Raw genomic sequence first — 19,936 nt, forward strand, 5'->3', positions numbered from 1 at the left:
CTGGTTCAGTGCCGCTCGCGCTCGCCAAGCAGGCGGTAGACGAGGGTGTTGCCCTTGCCCTTCAAATAGATGGTTTGAGGTTCGAGAAAGGCGAAATGCTCGGCCAGGCGACGATGCGTCATTTCGTCGACCTGGATCATGCCGGGCACGCCTTCGCTGGTGATCCGGCTCGCCAGGTTGACGGTGTCGCCCCACAGGTCGTAGATGAATTTCTTTTTGCCGACGACGCCGGCGACCACCGGTCCGGTGCCGATGCCGATACGGACATCGAGATGCATTTCGTTGACGCTGAAGTCGCGATGCAGGAGGTCGCGCATGGCGATGGCCAGTTCGGCGATCGACTTGGTGTAATTGGTTTCTTCGTTGTTCAGGCCGCCAGCGACCATGTAGGCGTCGCCGATGGTCTTGATCTTTTCCATGCCGTATTGCTCGGCCAGTTCGTCAAACGAGGAAAAGATGCGGTTGAGCATCGAAAAGACCTGCTGCGGGGTCAGACCCTCGGCGATTTTCGTGAAATTGACGATGTCGACGAACATCACCGTGACATCGGCAAAGCCATCGGCGATGGTCTGGTTGTCATGCTTGAGGCGTTCGGCGACCGGCCCGGGCAGGATGTTGAGCAGCAGGCGCTCGGAGCGGTCCTGCTCGATCTGGAGCAGGCGGTGGGTTTCTTCCAGCGATGCCTGGGCATTGGCTTTTTCCTGCACGGCGTAACGCAGCAGCAGATAAACGATGCTGGAAATGGCGGCGAAATTGAGCGCGAAGAAAAAGACGCTGGTCCGGATCGAGACCTTGGGCGTCGTCGCGGCCACGCTGTCGGCCAGGAAATAGTCGAAGAAGCCGGACAGCGCAGTCAGGAAAATATAGGCGATGAACCAGGCCAGCGATTCGCGGACGCCGAAAAAGAGCACGGCGCCGATCGGGGCCAGCAAGCCCCAGAGGCTGGCGCCGCTGGCGGTGATGAAATTGCCGATACTCCACTGCACCGCGAAGGGCGCGAAGAGGAAGAGGGCCAGTTGTGAATAGCGGAAAAAACTGAAATTACCGCTGTAGAAGTAAAGCAGCAGGTTGCTGACCAGCAGCAACTGGAAAATGAAGGGTGGCGTCGCCGAGAATTGCGGGCCCATCTGGCCATACAGAAAAAGCCAGAGCATCGAGCCGAGGCAGACCAGGCCGGTGGCGAAGATGAGCAGGGATTTCTTCAGCCGCGTTTCGGCGTCGTCATCCGGGTGGATGCCGGCATTGCGCAGGGAGAACAGGAAAGTTGGCTCGCTCACGGCTGGTCTGTGGCTTGGTTTATCGACTCGGCATGGCTCAGTGTGGCAGCCTGCCGTGGGTCGGTCAATCACTGCCGACCAAGCGCAGCCGGGTCAGGGCAGTTTGCCGGCAGCGACCAGGCGCGATTTGAGCAGGTTGGGGCTGATCCAGGTCAGCAGGTCGTCGAAGTCGGTGCTCGGCGTGTCTGCGACAAAGGTCAGGTCGGCATCGGCGTTTTCCGCCTCGTCGCCGACGGCGCCGGCCAGTTGTCCTCCATTCGGCTGGTAGGCGCCCTGGCTGCGACTGCCATGGCTGACGATCACCGCAGAAATCTCGATGGCGACGTTGGTCGAACCGTGGACCGTCAGGTTGGTGATGTTGGCGAGGCCGGCGTTATCGGGGGCGACGCCGCTGGCCAGCGTGAAACTGCTTTGGGCGCCGGCGGTCAGCGGGGCGGAAAAGCGGCTGTTGACGAAGTAGCTCAGGCGCTGGCCCCAGGGGTCGGTTTCCGGCAGGCCGAGGGTGGCCCAGGGCAGCACGCCGTGGCTGCGGTTGCAGGCCGAGTTGGTATTGGCCCGGTCTTCCAGGCCGGCATTGGCGGCGCCGGTGGCCAGGGTTGGGATGGCCGGGCAGGGCAGGCGGCCGTTGGCCATCGCGAAGCCGAGCAGTACTTCGCGGGCAGTGTCGAGCTGGCGCTGGACTTCCTGATTGGCGGCGCTGTCGCGCTGGGCGCTCAAGCCGAGCATCAGGCCGCTCGAGAGCAGCGCGACGATGACCAGGACGACGGCCAGTTCGACGAGGGAAAACCCTTGTTCGGTAGGCGGGGAGCGTCGCATTTGCAAAGGGTCAGTAGGCCAGTCGGTCATTGAAGGTAGCCGATGGTGGGGCTGACGTAAAGGCGGTGGCCGGGGCGGTCGCGTCGGCATCGCGCGAAAGGTGGGCGTTGCCGGCTTCGAGGAAATTGACGACGCTGGCGATGGCATGGTTCTGCGTTGGGGCGCCGGCGGGCAGCGCCCGGCCTGCCGCGATGGCAACCAGACGATGGCTGCCGGCGCCATTGACGGTCAATTTGCCGGGCATGGCCTGCAGCGGGTGGCTGATCTGGTAGAACAGCGTGTTGGCCCACTGGTTGCCTTTCCACCAGGTGGCGACATTGGGCAGCAGGAAGTCGCAGCGACTGGTCAGCCAGACGATGGGGGCGGCGCTGGCCGTGGTGCCGGAGAACAGGGTGTCGAGCTGGCTGGCCTGGCCGAGCAGGATGTTGATCAAGGCGCTGGTTTCGCCGATCGCGGTCGTCGCGCTGGCCAGGTTGGCGGCCGTTTGGTTGTCGATGTAGGCCTGCAGCAGCTGGAGTGACTCATTTTTGCCGGTGATGCTGCTCAGTGCGTCACTGGCCGTCTTGTAGGCCGAGCTGTCGAGGACGCTGGCCTTGGCTGGGTCGGTGCCGGCGGCGACGGTGTTGGCCTTAGCTTGCGGAGCAATCAGCGCGGCATTGTCGGCAATGATTTTTGCCCATAAATCGACGTTGACCGCAGCACTGCCCAGGAGGTCGGCATAGGGCGTGATGTCGGCTTGGCGGGGGCGTGGCGTCGCGGTGTCCTGCAACGTGAAGTTGGTCCGTGCCGTTTCGTAGGTCACCAAGACGGCGTTCAGGCTGGTGTGGCTGACATTGTTGTCGACCTGCTCGTTGGCAGCGATGGCGGTGGCCAGCGACGTAAGTGCACTGGTGGCCGTCGTGCTGGCGCTGTCGATTTGGCCGTAGTTGGCTGGCGTGGCCTGAGTGGCCAGGATGGCGCTGGCCAGGGCGCTGCTGGCATTGTTGCGGCGGGTGGTGACGTTGGGCACACCGGTCAGAATGGCGTCAACCGCCGCTTTGGTGCTGCTCAGTTGGGCGCTCAGGGCGTTCAGGTTGCCGGTGTTCTGTTCGCCTTGCAGCGTCGTCTGCAGGCTGCTGATTGGCCCAATCCAGAGGCTGACCGTACTGCTCAGGACGCTGACCCTGCTCGCCTCGATGCTGTCGCGCAGGGCTTTCAGCGCGGAGGACAGCGCGGCGGCAGCGCTTTGTGCCAATGCCTGCTTACCGGCGTCGCTCGGCGACATGACCGCCCCGGCGGCATAGTCATAGGCGAGGCTGGCCGCCATGCTGGCCGCGGCCAGGAAGGGCGTGATGTCGGTACGGGCGGTGGCGGTTGCGGTGAGTAACTGTTTCACTGCATCGCTGGCGAGCAGCCTTTCGCTGGCATTGGTCGCGTTGTCGAGCGAAGTGGCTTGGCGGGACAGCGCCCAGGGCATGACATCGATGCCCAGTTTGGCCAGCAGTTCGGGGAGCGGGTCGAAGAGGGGATCGGTGCCGTCGGTACTAGCACGGATTTTGACGCCATCGCTTACGCTGATTCTTGGTGGCTTGGTCAGGTCGTCGGTCGCATCGTTGATGCTGTCGTTGATCAGTTGCAGTTGGCCGTGCGCGGCATCGGCTGCCTGCTTGAGCTGGTTGGCCGTGCCGAAAATGGCGTCGAACAGGTTGCGTGCCTCTAGCAGGGCGGCACCCATGCTTTGCAGAGCGCTCAGTTGCTGGTTGGCATCGCTCGCCGTGCTGAGCGTGGTCTGGGCCAGCGTCAGCTTGGCGATACTGTTCTGCAGGGCGGCTTCCGGGCCGCTGCCGGGCTGGGTGGTCGGGACCCGGCCGAACAGGCTGTTGGCGCGTCCTTCGCGATTGCTGGCGGAAAACGGCGCCGGCCACGGGTAGTGATGATCGCTATTGGCGGCGGAACTGGCGTGCTGCTCAAGACAGCTTCTGACTTCGTTCGCGATGCGCTTCTCGACGGCAGCCATCAGTTCCTGGCGAGTGATGACCAGCACACTGTCGTTGAAGCTGTCGCTGGCCGGGCGGGTGACGTAGGTGTGGTCGTCGCCGTTGCCGTTTTCACCGTCGAGATAGTCGCCCGGCGCGTTCGAGGGCCGGTTCTGGCCGGTCAGCGGGCTGCGGGCGGCGATGATCAGGGCGACGATCTCGCTGCTGTTGCCATCGACCGTCAGGCCGGGGGGCGTGTCGCTGTTGATCGGCTGCGCGTTGTCGTCGTCGCGCAGGGCCGGGGCCAGCACATACCAGAGACGGGTACCGGTATCGTCGGTCAGCTCGGGCAGGTCCAGCGTCACCCAGGGCAGCCAGCCGACATAGCTCGGGCATTGGGTCATGGCAAACATGTCGGCCTTGCCATCGCCGGGAATATTGCTCAGGCCTGGGCTATTGGTGATCAGGTCCGGGCAGGGCAGGCTGCCCGGGCGGTTGTCGTCGGTGACGGCGCGGGCCAGCAGGGCCTCCTTGGCGCGGGCCAGCGTCGCGGCGAGCCGGCTGTCTTGTTGGGCGCGGCCGGCCTGGCTATTGGCGGTCCGGTACCAGGTGTAGCTGCCGGCCATGGCCAGCAGAACGAGCAGCATCCACAGCGCGACGCCCCGTTGTGACGCGAAGGGGGCGTGACGAGTCATCGCGCCGTGCCGCCCGGCTTGATGATGATCCGGCCGCCACGCAGCAGGCCTTCGCGTTCGCCGGTGCCGGGGTAAACGGTGTCGCCGACCGGGACATTGGCGGCCGCGGCCGGTCCCGCGGCCTGGTTTTCTTCGCCGTTGATCCAGCGCGTGCGTCGGCCGTCGCTGCGCCGGATCTCGCCATTGACGGTCAGGCTGCTTTCACTGTCCAGCGGATTGGCTTGCAGGCCGGGGTTGAGCAGGCGCTGGCGATCGAGCGCGCTGCGCTGGCCCGGGGTCAGGAACAGGCGGCCGAGCGTTGCTTCCTCGGCGCTGGCCGGGGGCAGGGCCGAGAGCAGGGCGAGGAGAGCCAGCAAGGCGCGGACTGGCATGCTCATTTCTTTCCACTGGCGCGGCGGACGGTGATCCATTGCATCTCGCAGTCGGCAGTCAATTGCGCCAGCGTCTCGCGCGTGCTGCCCGGATTGCCAGCGTTGCCGATGCGCCCAAGCTTGCAATTCCGAACCAGAACCAGGGCTTTGGCATTCTTCTCGATCTGGCTCAGGAAATTCAACAAATCCTCCTCGTGCAGCAAGCGCAACTGCAGCCGCATCGGGCTGGCAAACCAAGCATAGGCGGCGCCGTCCACGTTTTCCAGCGGCACCTGAACGCCGAATTCGTAGTTCATGCCGGGGAGGCGCAGGGCTTGCTGGGTGGCGCGCAGCATTTCGATCCATTCCAGGCGTTTTTCCTCACCGCTGATACCGGAAGCCTGCAATTGCTGGAAAGTCTGTGCCCTGTCCTTCAGTTCCTGTTCCTCGATGCGGACCTGGCGCAGGCGTTGTTCGACCTGCCCCTTGCGGTTGGCGGCGCTGTTCCGTTCCTGTTCCGCCTTTTGGGCTTCGCCCATGCTCCACCAGGCGATCAGGCCGGCGATGGCGAGCAGCAGTACGGCGGCCAGCAGCGGCAGGCGAATCTTGACGAGGTCGTGGACGGCGAACTTCATGGGCCGAGCTTTCGGCTGATCTGCAGCGTGAATTTGCGCGGCTGGTCGTTGTCGTCTTCACTGTCGCCGCCGCGCAGCGTGCGTCCGGATTCGATTTCAAAGGGTTGTTGCGTCACGGTCACTGTGCCGGCCGGGTCGCTCCGCAACAGTTCGACGAACTCTTCGAGGGTGTTCAGGACCTGCCGGGTGGTGGCGCCTCGTTCAAGGTGGATGGCGGCGCGCACCGTGGTGATTTCTTCGTCGCCGGCGATGATTGCTGCGGTCGACGGCCCGGAAGTGCCAATTTTCCATTCAAGCCCTTCCAGTTCGATGGCCGGCATCCGGTTCAAGGCCTGGCCAAGGGCGCGGTAAGCCGGGCCGGGCTGGCGCTGCTGCTGGCGCAGGTCGCGATGCCGGTCGGTCAGGCGGCGCAGGGTGTCGTTATCGATGCCCAGTTGCGGAAAGGTGGCGGAGATTTCCTGATAGCGCCAGTTGAGGTCGGACTCGCTGGTGATCAATTGTTGCGTTTCAAGGCGCAGGGTATGGGTCCGGTAGATTTCCTTGGCGGCGAACAGGGCGCCACCGAGCAGGGCGATGACGCCGATGCCGATCAGCCCCTGGCGGATCTGGGAGAGCCGGAAGTCATGGCGGTAGGTTTCGCCGGCGAACTGCTGGGCGGGGGGGGCGGTAGCCAGCAGATGCAGGAAGAGCAGATCGCTGCGGCTGTCGCCGGGCAGCGTCTTCAGTTTCAGTTGGCGGGCCGCATCGTGGCTGTCGATGATCGTGAAGTTGAGGTGGCCGTGATCGGGGCAGGTCTTCATGATGGCCGGGATGGCCTGCGGATGGGCAATCATGAAAACGGGCAGGACTTCCTCACGGCCGACCAGGCGTTGGCCGATCAGGTATTGCTGCAGCTTGCCGGCTTCGGCAGCAAAACTGTTGGCGATGCCGGCAATGCTGCTGTCGACGAGCGGCGCCATCCGGGAAAAAAGCGGCTGGCCATTGACCAGGTAGGTTTCGCGGATCGAGTGGTCCTGCAAGGTGAGCAGCAGATAGCGCCCCTGCCCAAACCCCAGCTTTTTCAGCAGTTGACCGCCGAGCTGGGCAACGGTGTAGACGCCGGCCAGCGGCGCTTCGGCTTCCTTGATGCGTTGCAGCCAGGGCTCGAAATGGGCCGGATTGGTCAGCGCCGAGAGCAGCAGCTTTTCGTTCTTGCGCTTGCGCTTTTCGTAACCGAGCGAGATTGCGGCGGCCAATGGCGTGCCGAGGAAATGCTGGCCGATCCTGCGGGTGATCAACGCCTGACGGTCGCTGCCCTGCAGGAAGGGAATCGTTTCGAGAACGTGACCTTCCTCGGCGACGTTGGCGAGCAGGTGGAAATGGCTGCGGCCATGCTCGGCCAGGTATTCGGCAAAACGGTCCAGCCCGCCCTGGTCGGCCTCGAAGCTGCCTTCCGGCAACAGTTGCCCCTGCTGCCAGGCAAAGGCCGAGAGGCGGTGCGTGTTGAGGTAGAGGAGGCGGCGGGCGATCACGTTTTGATCTTGCTGATGACATCGTAAATGGGGCCGAGAACCGACAGCATAATCCAGCCCAGCATGGCGCCCATAAACAGCGTCAGCATCGGTTCGATCATCGCCTGCGCCTTGCCGACCGATTCCTTGACGTCGCGGTTGTAGAAGTAGCTGACGTTGAGCAGCGCCTTGTCCAGGCCGCCGGTGCTTTCGCCGACCCGCAGCATGCGGACGACGAGCGGCGGGAAGAGACCGACATCATGAAAGGCGGCGGCAACGTTGCGTCCTTCGCGGATCGACTGCTCGACCCGTTGCAGGGCCTGGCGGACGACGCGATTGCCGACGATGCTTTGCGTCGTCCGGATCGACTCGAGGATCGGGATGCCGGAGGCGTAGAGCATGGCGAAGGTGCTGGCAAAGCGCGACAGGATGATTTTCTTGAGAATCGGGCCAACGACCGGCAGGCGCAGCTTGAGGCCATCCATGCGGAGGCGGGCCAAGGGGTTGCGGCGCAGGATCAGTTGTCCGGCGACGACGGCGATGACCGGCGCGACAAGAAAGAGAAACCAGTAGTTGACCAGCAGGTCGGAGACGAAAAACAGCACCTTGGTCTGCGTCGGCAAGGTTTGCCCCATGTTGCGGACGAACAGCTTGAGCTGCGGCACCATGTAGATCATCAGGAAAAAGGTGGCGGCGAGCACGATGCTGGCGACGAAGGCCGGGTACATCAGCAGCTTCTTGGTGTTGGAAGCCAGTTCGTCTTCCCATTTCATCGATTCGGTCAGGCTGGCCAGCACCTCGGGCAACTGGCCGCTGGCTTCGCCGGCGCGAATCAGGTTGATGAAGACCTGGCTGAACACGTCGGGATGCGCGCTCATCGCCTGCGATAGCGTCTGGCCGCCTTCGATGCTTTCGATCAGGCCGGCGATCACTTCGCGGAAGCGCGGGTGTTCCAGCGAATCGCGCAGGTCGGTCAGGCTCTCCAGGATGGGTACGCCGGCCCGCGTCAGCTGGTCGAGATGGAAGCAGAAGTTGATCAGTTCCGGGCGGGGGATGCTGCGCCCGCCAAACAGCTTGCGCTGCAGCACCGGGTTGCCGATGACCAGATCGAGCTCCATCCGTTTCAGGCGCATTTCGAGGTCGACGACATTGATTGCGTCGAGCCGTCCGAACACCATACGGCCTTCTGCGCTGACTGCCTTGTAGTCGAACAGCATGGCTACATCCGGTCGGTCAGGTCGACGACGCGGCCGAGTTCCTCGAGCGAGGTCGTGCCGTTCATGACGCGGCGCAGGCCGTCGTCGGCCAGGGTCGTGAAGCCTTGGAGCAAGGCCCGGCTGCGGATTTCATGGGTGGTGGCACGGCGGGCGATCAGCTCGTCGATGCCGCTGTCGACGCGGAGCAGTTCCATGATCGCGATCCGGCCGCGGTAGCCCTGGAAGTCGCAAAGCTCGCAGCCGCTTGGCCGGAACAGGATGGGGTGCGGTGCGTCCGGGCCGGTGCCGAGCAGGCGGATTTCATGCGGCTCGGCCAGATAGGGCGACTTGCAGTGTTCGCACAGGCGACGGATCAGGCGCTGGGCAACGATGCCGATGATGTTGCCGGCCATGATGTCGGGCAGCACGCCGATGTCGAGCAGGCGGGGAATGGCGCCGATCGCCGAGTTGGTGTGCAGCGTGGTGTACACCTGGTGGCCGGTCATCGCCGCGCGGAAGGCCATTTCGGCGGTTTCGGCATCGCGCACCTCGCCGACCAGGATGACGTCCGGGTCCTGGCGCATCATTGAGCGGATGCCGTTGGCGAAATCGAGCTTGGCCGTTTCCGAGACCGAGGTCTGGCGAACCATCGCCATCGGATATTCGACCGGGTCTTCGAGGGTCATGATGTGGATGCCCTCGTTGTTGATGTGATTGAGCACCGAATACAGCGTCGTCGTCTTGCCGCTGCCGGTCGGGCCGGTGACCAGGATGATGCCTTCCGGCCGGGCGATCATCAGCTTCAGTTGCTGCAGGTGTTCGTCGGACAGGCCGAGGCCTTCGAGCGGCACGATGCCTTTTTGCCGGTCGAGAATGCGCAGCACGATGTTCTCGCCGTGGATGGTCGGCTGGCTGGCGACGCGGAAATCGATGGCGCGGCCGGAGACGCTGAGGCCGATGCGGCCGTCCTGTGGCGCCCGCATCTCGGCGATGTTCATGCCGGACAGCACCTTGATGCGTACCGTCATCGCCGGCCAGTAGGATTTATGCAGGGCGCGGATCTGGCGCAGCATGCCGTCGATGCGGTAGCGGATGCGCAGGAAGTTGGCTTCCGGCTCGAAGTGGATGTCGGAGGCTTCGCGCTTGACCGCATCGGTCAGGATCGAGTCGATCAGGCGGACAACCGGCTGGCTGTACTCGTCATCGGTGGCCGACAGGCTCTTCCAGTCGATTTCGCCGGTTTCGATCTCGTGCAGGATGCCGTCGATCGACAGTTCATAACCGTAATACTGGTCGATGGCGCGGTCGATCTCGGATTCGCCGGCGAGCAGCGTCTCGATCTCGGTGCCTTCCTCGAGCAGCGTCCGGACGCGGTCGAGGCCGACGATGTCGTTGATGTCGGAGATGGCCAGGGTCAGGCGCTGGCTCGGCCGGTCGTAGTCGAGCGGCAGCAGGTGATAGCGCTTGGCCAGGTCGCGCGGCACCAGTTTGAGGGCTTGCGGGTCGATCACCGCGTGCGTCAGATCGATGCTCTGCTTGCCCAGGCTTTCGGAAAGCGCCTGGCGCAAGGTCGCTTCCGAGACGAAGCCGAGCGAGACGAGCAGCTTGCCGATCGGCTGGTTCAGCTTCATCTGCTCGAGCAGTGCGATGCGCAACTGGTCTTCCGAGAGGATGCCTTCGGAGATCAGGATCTGGCCGAGCGGCCGGTGCTGCATGGCTGACGTACTCATGGTCGGCTCAGGGCTGGAGTTCGCTCAGCCGTTTTCGCACCGGCTCGCGCTCGAAGGCGGCCGGGCGCTTGTCGGCGGCCTCCAGCGCCAGCCGGTAATGCTGGGCGGCCAGTTTGCCCTGGCGGATGTGATCGAGGCTGATCGCCAGATTGAACAGGTAATCCGGGTTGTCGCCATCCGCCGCGACGGCGTTGAAATAGACCTGCTGTGCTTCGGCCCAGCGTTGCTGGCGGGCGTAGAGATTGCCCAGGGCGAAATTGAGCTGGGCAGATTCAGGCTGGGCGGCGAGCAGCGACTTCAGGCGGCTCTCGGTATTCTGTGGGTCGGCGCCGGCATTGGCGCCGTTCAGGGTAGCCGCCTGGACGGCCGGGTCGCTCGGATTGGCGACCAGCGCGCGCTGATAGAGGCGTTCGGCATCGCCGGGGCGGCCCTGGCGCTGGGCAATGGCGGCCAGGGCGAGCAGGGCGTCGGTATTGTTCGGGTCGCGCTGCAGGGCCTGTTCGTAATCGCGGCGGGCCAGTTCAAGCTCGTTGCGCTGAATGTTGGCATAGCCGCGGAGCTGGTTGTTGTCGACCTCGGGGCGGCTGCGGGTCAGGCGAATTGTCTCGGCCGGCGGACTCTCCGGTTCGCTGGTCGGCATCGTCCGCGCGGGGCGGGCTGGTGCCGGGGGCGGTGAGGTGAACAGCGAGGTTTCGGGGGCGATGGCTGCGGTCGACGGCACTGAAGGGGGCAAAACCACGGGCACGGCCGGGGCCGGGGTCGCCCCCTGATTTACCGCTACGCTCGGGGCCGGGGAGGGGGCGCTTGGTCGCAGGCTGTTGTTGCCGATGTTCAGAACCTGATAGGCCACGTAGCCGCCGATGCCGAGGCCGGCCACGCCGAGGATGCCGAGGGCAATCCACAGGGGCTGGCGCGAAGGGGGGGCATCGACCTGCTTGGCGGCAAAGGCGTTGCGCACGGCTTCGCGGTCGGCCTGGGCGCTTTTCTGCTGGCTGGTCGCCGGTTTGGGTTGGGCTTGGCCGGGACGGATGGCGCTGCTGGCCAGTTCGGCATCGACCGCGTCGATGTGGGCCGCCAGGTCGGGCAAGGGGCTGTTCTGGGCGCGGGGCGCCGGTGGTGCCAGCGGTTCCAGGCCGAGCAGGTCGGCTGCCGCCGGGTCCTTGCCGCTCAGGCTGCGTGCCGCTTCCTGCTTGCTTGTCTCGGCCCGCTTCAGGGCATCCATCAGCAGACTCATTGCCGGCGCTCAGCGACTGGGGGCGACATTGAAAGGCTGGGCTTCATTCGGTTGCCGGAAGAAGCCATCGCTTGGCAAGAGGCCGCGCATGCTGGCGTAGTCGCCATCAAGGCTGGCGTCCTTGATGACCACCGGGCGCAGGAAGATGACCAGTTCCGATTTCCTGGCCGCATTGTCGCGCTTGGTGACCAACTCGCCGGCCAGCGGGATTTGCCCGAGGATGGGGATCCGGCCGGTGTTGTAATTGACGCTGTCTTCCATCAGGCCGCCGAGAACGGCGATGTCGCCGCTGGCGACGCGCATGACGGATTCGATTTCGCGGGTCCGGATCTGCGGCACGAAGTTCTGTACGCCGGCCGCCTTGTTGGAAGGGTTGGGGTCTTCCTTCCAGTCGGAAACGCTGGAAATGGTCGGCCGGATATTCAGGATCACGTTTTGCGTATCGCTGATCTGGGCGGTCACCGACATCACCAGACCGACCGATACCGATTGCGGCGTGGTCGTCACGGCAGTCGTGGTGCCGACGTTGGCCGAGGTCGTGGTATCCGACTTGACGTTGAAATAGACGATGTTCTCGACCACCTTGAGCAGCGCCGTCTGGTTGTTGAGGACGGATAGGCGCGGGCTGGACAGTACTTTTGCGGTGCCGAAGGATTGCAGGACGTCGACCGCGGCAATCAGGTTCAGCGGTTTGTCGAGTTGCTGGAAGACCAGATTGAAGGCGGTATTGGCGGTGTCGATGACGCTGCCGCTCGCCGGGCGGGTAACGGAAAAACCGGTGCCGTCGGACTTCAGGCGGCTCCAGTCGATGCCTTGCTTGTAGCCGTCAGAGAGTTCGACTTCGACGATGGTCGCTTCGATCAGCACCTGGCGCCGGGCGGCATGGACGACGCGATCGAGGAATTCCTGGATCTTGTCGTGCTGGCGTTGCGTGGCGCGTACGGTGATGACGCCGCTCTCGGCGTTCATGATCACCGAGGCCGCTTCGCGGAAAGTGTTGCGGCGGACGATCGAGTTGCCGACTGCCTGGCTGGATGAACCTGGCGTCGGGTTGCTCTGCAGCGCATTGGCGATGGCCTGGGCAGCCCGCAGGCCAGTGCCTTGCGGCAGGGCGGCGGCGCCCGTGGCGTTTTGCGCCGAGCTTTGTTCGACGACGGTTTCGCTGGAGCCTTCCGGCAGGATCTTGTCCGTTTCGCGCAGGATGTCCTTGATGTTCTTTTCCAGCGACTCCCAGAACTGGTTCTTGGAAGCGTTTTCGATCCGGGTGTTCGAGATGTTGCCGGCCGCGCCACTGCCGGTCGTGCTACCGGCGGTGCCGCTGCCGGTTCCAGTACCGCCGGTGCCGGTGGCGATCTGGGTGTTGGTCGACACGGTGCCGGTGACATTGCGCGACATATTCACGTAGTCGACCTTGTAGTGCTTGAGGAACGGGGAGTCCGGCATTACCGCCAGATTCGGGCCGTCCAGTTCGAAGCGCATATCGACCTGCTTGGCGATCCGGGTCAGTAGTTGCGGCAGCGTCTGGTCGATGGCATTCAGCGTGACGGTGCCGCTGATGCCGGGATGGATATCGACATTGACCTTGGCGTCGCGGGAGAGGGCAAACAGCAGGTCGCGGACCTGAACGTTATTGACGACGACGCTGTAAGTCTCGGCTTTTGGGGTGGCGCGCGGTTTGGGGAAGGCCAGCGACTGCTGGACGGGGGCTGGAATATCGCTGTTGCTCCGAGGAGCAGCGGCCGTTTCCGAACTGAGGTGCCCTTTCAGCGGTTCGCGAGGGACAGGGGCGGCGCAAGCTGCCAGCAGCAAGCAGAGAAACGATGCCTTGATAAAGCCGACTTTCATCGGACGTCGCCTTTTTTCAACAAGATATTCACTGTTTTCAATATGTTCGAACGATCCTAGCACGTAAGTTACGAGCTCGTCATGGTTTGTGGCAGCTCGCGATGGCTAGTGAAGTTTGCTGACCTGGCGCGGGAATGGCTGGGCCGCCCGGATGTTTTCAGGCAGGGCCTGCATCGCTGCCGCGGCTTCTTCGCGGCTCGGAAAATCGCCGTAGATAATGCCAACCCGGTCGCGTCCGGAGAGGTTGGAGCGATAGGCGCGAATTGCCTCCGGCTCCAGGACTTTGGCGGCCCGGGCGAGGAAGCCTTCGATCTCGCCGGTGCTTTGCGCATCAGTCGCCAGCAGTTGGATGAAGTAATGGTTGCGCGGAGCTTCGGCAATCCAGCGCTCGTATTGGGCAAAGTGCTGGCGGGTCAGTGGGCCGAAGCGAACGTTTTCAGCTGGTTTTTGCTCATTTTGAGGAGTTGACCGCAGGGCTGGGGCTGGCGTGGCAGCTGGTGCGATTACGGGCGGATGTGCCTGGCTTGGGGGCAGCGTTTCGGTACGCATCAGCAGGCCGACGACCAGTAGTCCGGTCAGAGTCGCGGCCCCGGCACCAGCCAGGCCCCAAGCCAGCGGCTTCAGGTTGGTCGCCTTCTTTGGCTGTAGCGGCGAGAAGCGTGCATCCTGCGCAGCCGTGCTGACCTCGCCGGTGTCGACCTGATGCCGGCCGGCCGAGTAGGCGGCGAGCAGTGCCTTGTCGGCGAGAATGTTGATCCGTCGGGAGAGGCCTTCGGAGAGCCTGGCAATCAACTCGATGGCGGCGCCGGTGAATGGGTTCGGTCCATGGTAGCCGGCCGTGCGCAGGCGGAATTCGATGTAACCGGCGACTTCGGCGGCCTTGAGCGGGGCCAGGTTGAAGTGCTGGGTAATGCGTTCGCGCAACTGACGCATGTCGGTGGCGGCCAGTCGTTCATCCAGTTCGGGCTGGGCGAAAAGGGCGATCTGCAGCAGCTTGGCGGCCTTCGATTCGAGGTTGGAAAGCAGACGGATTTCTTCCAGCGACTCGGCCGGCATGGCGTGCGCTTCGTCGATCAGGATGACGACGCGTTTCCCGGCGGCGTAGCGTTCGATCAGGGCGTCTTGCAGGGCGCGGGTCAGCGAATGCGTCGCCTTGCCATCGGTCGGGATGCCCAGTTCGTCGGCGATGGCGCCGAGGATTTCGCTGCGCGATAGCGAGGGGTTGGCCAGATAAAGCGTTTCGACGTTTTCCGGCAGCCGTTCGAGCAACATCCGGCACAGCATGGTCTTGCCACTGCCGACTTCTCCTGTCACCTTGACGATGCCCTCATCCTGGGTAATGGCGTAGATCAAGGCTTCCAGCGTCGGGCCGCGATTGGCGCCGGTGAAGAAAAAGTCGGTGTGCGGCGTGATGCGGAACGGCGGCTCACGCAGCCCGAAATGTTCCAGATAAAGGCTCATCGGCGATTCCAGCTTTGCATGCGGTTGTAGAGTGTGGTGCGGTTGATGCCGAGGCGGCGGGCCGCCTGGCTCATATTGCCACTGGATAGCTCCAGTGCAGCCTCGATGTAACTGCGTTCCCAGAGTTCGAGCGTGGCATCGAGGCTGAGGCTGGCGTTTTTGCTCAGGTGGTCGAGGGCGGCTTGCCGGGTCTGCTCAAGATCGTTGGCGATCACTCCGGAGGTCGGTGCCGGGCTGCCTTCGTCGGCCAGTTCGCCAAGGTCGAACTCGGCCAGCAGTTGCTCCTTGCTGACGGTCTGGCCGGCATGGCGGGCGGTCAGGCGAATGACGATGTTGCGCAACTCGCGGACATTGCCGGGAAATGCGTAATTCAGCCAAAGTGCCTCAGCCGCTGGATCGAGTTGAAAGGCCGGGCGCTGAGCCTGGTGGGCGAAGATGTTGCGAAAATGCGACAGTAGCAGGAGGCGATCCTCGCCCATTTCGCGCAATGGCGGCACGTTGACCGTAAAGACCGACAGCCGGTGATAGAGGTCGGCCCGAAAACGTCCGGCCCTGACCTCCTGGCGGAGATCGCGGTTGGTGGCGGCGATGATGCGGGCTGTCGAAATCCGGCTTTGCGTTTCGCCAACCCGTTGATACTCGCCGTTTTCCAGCACGCGCAGCAACTTGGGCTGAAGGTCGAGCGGCAACTCGCCGATTTCGTCGAGGAACAGCGTGCCGCTGTCGGCATCCTCGAAATAGCCGCTCTTGCTTGCCGTGGCGCCGGTAAAGGCGCCGCGGGCATAGCCGAACAGTGTCGGCTCGAGCAGGGTTGGCGAGATGGCGGCGCAATTCAGGGCAAGAAAGGGCTTTTCCCGCCGTTCGGTCATCCGGTGCAGGTAGTGAGTGGCCACGATATCTTTGCCACTCCCCGATTCACCCTCGATCAATACCGGGAAAGCCAGGTTGGCATACTGCCCGAGCTGCAGTTGCAGCCTTTGCATGGGCGGGCTTTCGCCGACCAGGCCGCTGGGCGGCTCCGCGCTTTGGGGGGGCGAGAAGGACAGCGACTGGCGCAGCAGCGTGGCCAGTCTGGCTGGGTCGCACGGTTTGCCGACAAACTCGACGGCACCCAGTGTGCGGGCATGGCGAGCGTTGTCGTCGTCGTTTTGGCCGGAGAGGACAATGATCTTCATTTCCGGCGACAGGGCCAGCAACTCGCCGATCAGGGCGAAGCCTTCGTCGGGGCGGTGCGGCAGCGGCGGCAGGCCGAGATCCACCAGGGCCAGTTGCGGTGCCTGGCGGAGTTGCCGGAGCAGGCTGCGACAATGCGACCTGGAGTGGCTGGTGACGACATCGAATTCCTGTGCGAACGCAAAGCTCAGCGACTCGCTGATCAGCGAGTCGTCATCGACAATCAGCAGCAGCGGCTTGGCAACAGGCACAGGCAATTTATTCCATGTGAAAAATTTGCTCGATTATAGCCGCGTCGCTTCCCGGCGACGGGCCCCTGTTCTGTTAAAATCGGCCGACTTTTTCCGAGGAAACGCTTTGCCCGACGACATTTTGGTCGATATCGAGGACCTTCAATTCAATTACGACGGCCGGCCGGTGCTGCAGGGAATCAACATGAAGATTCCGCGTGGCAAGGTAGTCGCCATCATGGGTGGTTCCGGCTGTGGCAAGACCACCCTGCTGCGCTGCATCGGGGGGCAATTGAGGCCAACCGGCGGGCGGGTGCGTCTGGAAAAGCATCAGGTCTGTGAAATGTCGGAGGCTGAGTTGTACCGCCTGCGCCGGAAGATGGGGATGCTCTTCCAGTTTGGCGCCTTGTTCACCGACATGTCGGTTTTCGACAACGTCGCTTTCCCGCTGCGCGAACATACCGACATGTCGGAAGAAATGATCCGCGACCTGGTCATGATGAAACTTGAGGCGGTCGGTCTGCGCGGTGCGCGCAAGCTGATGCCGGGCGAACTTTCCGGCGGCATGGCCCGGCGGGTGGCCCTGGCGCGGGCGGTGGCGCTTGACCCGATGCTGGTCATGTACGACGAACCGTTTACCGGCCTTGATCCGATCGCGCTGGGCGTGATCGGCCAGTTGATCCGCAAGTTGAATGACGCGCTCGGGGCGACCTCGATCATGGTGACGCACGACATTCACGAGTCCTTGCTGATCGTTGATTACATCTATTTCCTCAATGGCGGCCGCGTTGTGGCGGAAGGAACGCCTGACGAAATTCGCGCCTCGAAAGATCCTTTCGTGCATCAATTTGTCTATGCCGAGGTCGAAGGGCCGGTGCACTTCGACTATCCCGCGCCCTCCATTCGGCAGGAGTTGCTGGCCGGAGTGACGCGTGTTTAGCCCGGCCTCGTTGATCCGTAAGTTGGGGCATGCAACGGTCGAACGTATCTGGCGACTGGGTTTCGCCGCCCGTTTCTTCGTTGCCATTCTGAGGCTTTCTGGCACCTCATTTCGTCGGTTGCCGCTGACCCTGCGGGAAATCTATTTCAGTGGCGTGCTGTCGCTACTGATCATTCTCGTCTCCGGCTTGTTCGTCGGCTTGGTCTTGGGCTTGCAAGGTTTCGAGACGCTGCAGCGCTACGGTTCGACCGAGGCGCTCGGCGTCCTGGTGGCGCTGTCGCTGACCCGCGAACTCGGGCCGGTGGTGGCAGCCCTGCTCTTTGCTTCGCGCGCCGGTTCGTCGGTGACGGCCGAAATCGGTTTGATGAAGGCGACCGAACAACTGAAGGCGATGGACATGATGGCGGTCAATCCGATTGCCCGGGTCGTGGCGCCGCGCTTCTGGGGCGGCGTGGTCGCGATGCCGCTGCTTGCCGCAATGTTCTCGGCGATGGGAGTGCTCGGTGGCTGGTTGATCGGCGTTGTCTTCATCGGTGTCGATGATGGTGCCTTCTGGTCGCAGATGCAGGCCGGCGTCGACTGGCGTTACGACGTCTGGAATGGCGTCATCAAGAGTTTTGTCTTTGGCATCGCGGTTTCGCTGATTGCTGTTTTCGAAGGTTACGATTCCGTGCCGACCGCCGAAGGTGTGTCGCGGGCGATTACTCGCACCGTGGTCACTTCAGCGCTGACTATACTGGCACTTGATTTCGTTCTCACTTCCTTCATGTTTCGGGGAGCTTCATGAACCGTACCGTCCTCGACCTCTGGGTCGGCTTTTTTGTCGCATTGGGTATCGCAGCTTTGTTGTTTTTGGCACTCAAGGTGGGCAACCTCTCGTCTGCGCACATGTCTGAGACTTACGTGCTGCAGGCCAAGTTTGATAACATCGGCGGGTTAAAAGTGCGCGGTCCGGTGAAGAGCGCTGGTGTCGTGGTCGGCCGGATTGCCGAGATCAAGTTTGACCCGGTGAGCTACGAGGCGGTGGTGACCCTGAATGTCGACGGTCGTTACCAGTTCCCGAAAGATACTTTCGCATCGATTTATACGGCGGGCTTGCTTGGTGAGCAATATGTCGGCCTTGACGTTGGGGGCGACGAAAAAATGTTGAAGGCCGGCGACACGATTGCCAAGACGCAATCTGCCGTCGTTCTCGAGAAAATGATCAGCCAGTTTCTTTTCAGCAAGGCAGCGGACGGACAGGATAAAAAATGACGTTGAAGCAAGGGGCTTGGGTGATGCGGGCATGCAGCAAATGGCTGGTTGGAGGAGGCGTGTTGCTGGCGTGTGCGGGCAGTGTTTTGGCCGAGGGCAATCCGCGTGACCCTTACGAGGGCTTCAATCGCAGCATGTTCGCAGTCAACGAAGTGGTGGATAAATATGCCGCCAAGCCGGTTGCCCAGGTTTATGACCACGTTGCTCCGCTGCCGGTAAAGGCAGGGTTTGGCAACTTCTTTGGCAATGTCGGCGATCTGTGGATTGGTGCAAATAGCGCACTGCAGGGTAAGTTCGCTGATGCGGGAGTCGATGTCGGACGTTTGTTGATCAATTCGACAGTGGGCATTTTCGGATTGTTCGATGTGGCCAGCGAATTGGGGCTGGAGAAGCATGAAGAGGATTTTGGCCAGACCATGGCGGTGTGGGGCGTCGGTGATGGCGGCTACCTGTTCTGGCCGGTAATCGGTCCCCGTACCGCGCGCGATACCGCTGGCTGGGCTATTGATTCCTATGTCGATCCGGTATGGCGCGTGCGCCCAATTTCGACGCGCAACAGCATGGTTGCTCTGCGTTTCGTCGATATTCGCGCCAGCCTGTTGCCGGCCGACAAGGTGGTCGAGGAAGCGGCGCTCGACAAGTATGCCTATATTCGCGATGCTTACTTGCAGCGTCGCCGTAACCAGATTTTTGATGGCCGCCCGCCGCGGCTTGAAGATTGATTGTTGGGAAAATGATGATTAAACAGTTCTTTGCCGTTGTTTTTGCGGGTTCGCTGATTGCTTCTGCGCACGCACAGGAAGCGCCGGATGCCTTGGTGCAGCAGGTGACCGAGGAGGTGCTGGAGATTGTTCGCAAGGACAAGGATATCCAGGGCGGCAGCACGCAGAAGGTGATCGACCTGGTCGACAAGAAGGTGTTGCCGCATTTCAATTTTCCGCACATGACCGCGCTGGCCATGGGTAAGGACTGGAAAAAGGCGACGCCGCCACAGCAGCAAGCCTTGACGCATGAGTTCAAGACCTTGCTGGTTCGTACCTATGCCAATGCCTTGACCGGCTACAAGAACCAGAAGATCGTCTATAAGCCATTCAAGATGAATGCTGGCGAGACCGATGTGCTGGTGCGGACCGAAGTGCTGCAACCGGGGAGCAAGCCGGTGCAACTGGATTACAGTCTGGAAAAGCTGGATGGCGGCTGGAAGGTTTACGACGTCGTGGTGGCCGGTATTAGTTTGGTTACCAATTATCGCGACCAGTTTGGCCAGGAGGTGCGTAACGGCGGGGTTGATGGTTTGATCGCCTCGATCAGCGCCAAGAACAAGTCGCTGGAAGCAAATCTCGCCAAGGCAGAAAAAAAATGATCGAACAGGTGGCCGGGCACCTTCTTGTCAAGGTGCCCCTTGTCATGGCCAATGCGCGCGGCCTGCTTGAAGCAGGCCGTTCTGCTTTAATGGCAGGCGAGCAGGTCTTTGATTTTTCCGAAGTCAGCGAGGCTGACTCTTCAGCCATTGCCGTGATGCTCGGCTGGTTGCGATCGGCCGAAGCCGCGCGGTCGACCGTCAAATTTGCCCATATTCCGGCGGGCGTGCGTTCGCTGGCCGAGTTGTACGGCGTTTCGGAGTTGCTGCCCCTCGCTTGAGGTGCCATTCATCG

At 62.7% G+C, this 19,936-nt stretch carries 18 protein-coding genes; 6 read left to right on the top strand and 12 right to left on the bottom strand.

Annotated features, from left to right (window positions below; translation table 11 throughout):
* Positions 1 to 5 precede the first annotated feature (5 nt).
* The 12 genes from GH663_RS15425 to GH663_RS15480 form a co-directional block, all read right to left on the bottom strand.
* On the bottom strand, positions 6 to 1,277 hold the full coding sequence (locus GH663_RS15425; RefSeq protein WP_153132596.1) for an adenylate/guanylate cyclase domain-containing protein: 1,272 nt from the start codon (positions 1,275 to 1,277) through the stop codon (positions 6 to 8).
* 93 nt (positions 1,278 to 1,370) lie between these two features.
* Positions 1,371 to 2,093 carry a prepilin-type N-terminal cleavage/methylation domain-containing protein gene (locus GH663_RS15430; protein WP_153132597.1) on the bottom strand — a complete coding sequence of 241 codons (723 nt, stop codon included), beginning with the start codon at positions 2,091 to 2,093 and terminating at the stop codon, positions 1,371 to 1,373.
* Positions 2,094 to 2,103: 10 nt separating this feature from the next.
* Positions 2,104 to 4,743: a hypothetical protein gene (locus tag GH663_RS15435; protein ID WP_153132598.1), complete on the bottom strand. Its 2,640-nt coding sequence runs from the start codon at positions 4,741 to 4,743 to the stop codon at positions 2,104 to 2,106.
* Complete coding sequence (locus tag GH663_RS15440; RefSeq protein ID WP_153132599.1) at positions 4,740 to 5,120, bottom strand: hypothetical protein; 381 nt, start codon at positions 5,118 to 5,120, stop codon at positions 4,740 to 4,742. Before GH663_RS15440 ends, GH663_RS15435 begins: the two co-directional genes overlap by 4 nt.
* The gene (locus GH663_RS15445) at positions 5,117 to 5,728 is read right to left on the bottom strand and encodes a hypothetical protein (RefSeq protein ID WP_153132600.1); all 612 of its coding nucleotides are present in this window, start codon (positions 5,726 to 5,728) and stop codon (positions 5,117 to 5,119) included. The genes GH663_RS15440 and GH663_RS15445 overlap by 4 nt, the downstream gene beginning before the upstream one ends.
* A complete protein-coding gene (locus tag GH663_RS15450; RefSeq protein ID WP_153132601.1) occupies positions 5,725 to 7,239 on the bottom strand; it encodes a hypothetical protein in 1,515 nt (504 codons plus the stop codon). The genes GH663_RS15445 and GH663_RS15450 overlap by 4 nt, the downstream gene beginning before the upstream one ends.
* The gene (locus tag GH663_RS15455) at positions 7,236 to 8,435 is read right to left on the bottom strand and encodes a type II secretion system F family protein (protein WP_153132602.1); all 1,200 of its coding nucleotides are present in this window, start codon (positions 8,433 to 8,435) and stop codon (positions 7,236 to 7,238) included. The genes GH663_RS15450 and GH663_RS15455 overlap by 4 nt, the downstream gene beginning before the upstream one ends.
* A gap of 2 nt (positions 8,436 to 8,437) precedes the next feature.
* Positions 8,438 to 10,144: a GspE/PulE family protein gene (locus GH663_RS15460; protein ID WP_153132603.1), complete on the bottom strand. Its 1,707-nt coding sequence runs from the start codon at positions 10,142 to 10,144 to the stop codon at positions 8,438 to 8,440.
* Between the two features lie 7 nt (positions 10,145 to 10,151).
* On the bottom strand, positions 10,152 to 11,378 hold the full coding sequence (locus GH663_RS15465; RefSeq protein WP_153132604.1) for a tetratricopeptide repeat protein: 1,227 nt from the start codon (positions 11,376 to 11,378) through the stop codon (positions 10,152 to 10,154).
* A 9-nt stretch (positions 11,379 to 11,387) separates the two neighbouring features.
* Positions 11,388 to 13,223 (bottom strand): pilus (MSHA type) biogenesis protein MshL, encoded by a 1,836-nt coding sequence (mshL, locus tag GH663_RS15470; protein ID WP_153132605.1) that lies wholly within the window; start codon positions 13,221 to 13,223, stop codon positions 11,388 to 11,390.
* Between the two features lie 105 nt (positions 13,224 to 13,328).
* Positions 13,329 to 14,684 carry an ExeA family protein gene (locus GH663_RS15475; RefSeq protein WP_153132606.1) on the bottom strand — a complete coding sequence of 452 codons (1,356 nt, stop codon included), beginning with the start codon at positions 14,682 to 14,684 and terminating at the stop codon, positions 13,329 to 13,331.
* Positions 14,681 to 16,108, bottom strand: coding sequence for a sigma-54-dependent transcriptional regulator (locus tag GH663_RS15480; RefSeq protein ID WP_153132607.1), 1,428 nt, complete (start codon positions 16,106 to 16,108; stop codon positions 14,681 to 14,683). The genes GH663_RS15475 and GH663_RS15480 overlap by 4 nt, the downstream gene beginning before the upstream one ends.
* A gap of 106 nt (positions 16,109 to 16,214) precedes the next feature.
* Here GH663_RS15480 and GH663_RS15485 point away from each other — a divergent pair, with 106 nt between their 5' ends.
* From GH663_RS15485 to GH663_RS15510, 6 genes are read left to right on the top strand one after another with little or no spacing between them, the layout of a single operon-like run.
* Positions 16,215 to 17,027, top strand: coding sequence for an ABC transporter ATP-binding protein (locus tag GH663_RS15485; RefSeq protein ID WP_153132608.1), 813 nt, complete (start codon positions 16,215 to 16,217; stop codon positions 17,025 to 17,027).
* Positions 17,020 to 17,814, top strand: coding sequence for a lipid asymmetry maintenance ABC transporter permease subunit MlaE (gene mlaE, locus GH663_RS15490; protein ID WP_153132609.1), 795 nt, complete (start codon positions 17,020 to 17,022; stop codon positions 17,812 to 17,814). The genes GH663_RS15485 and mlaE overlap by 8 nt, the downstream gene beginning before the upstream one ends.
* On the top strand, positions 17,811 to 18,281 hold the full coding sequence (gene mlaD, locus GH663_RS15495) for an outer membrane lipid asymmetry maintenance protein MlaD (protein ID WP_066882041.1): 471 nt from the start codon (positions 17,811 to 17,813) through the stop codon (positions 18,279 to 18,281). The genes mlaE and mlaD overlap by 4 nt, the downstream gene beginning before the upstream one ends.
* A complete protein-coding gene (locus tag GH663_RS15500; RefSeq protein ID WP_066882043.1) occupies positions 18,278 to 19,003 on the top strand; it encodes an MlaA family lipoprotein in 726 nt (241 codons plus the stop codon). The genes mlaD and GH663_RS15500 overlap by 4 nt, the downstream gene beginning before the upstream one ends.
* 14 nt (positions 19,004 to 19,017) lie before the next feature.
* Positions 19,018 to 19,644 carry an MlaC/ttg2D family ABC transporter substrate-binding protein gene (locus GH663_RS15505; protein WP_153132656.1) on the top strand — a complete coding sequence of 209 codons (627 nt, stop codon included), beginning with the start codon at positions 19,018 to 19,020 and terminating at the stop codon, positions 19,642 to 19,644.
* Positions 19,641 to 19,922 (top strand): STAS domain-containing protein, encoded by a 282-nt coding sequence (locus GH663_RS15510; protein ID WP_153132610.1) that lies wholly within the window; start codon positions 19,641 to 19,643, stop codon positions 19,920 to 19,922. Before GH663_RS15505 ends, GH663_RS15510 begins: the two co-directional genes overlap by 4 nt.
* Positions 19,923 to 19,936: the final 14 nt, after the last annotated feature.

The organism is Dechloromonas hortensis (assembly GCF_009469765.1).
GTDB lineage: Bacteria > Pseudomonadota > Gammaproteobacteria > Burkholderiales > Rhodocyclaceae > Azonexus > Azonexus hortensis.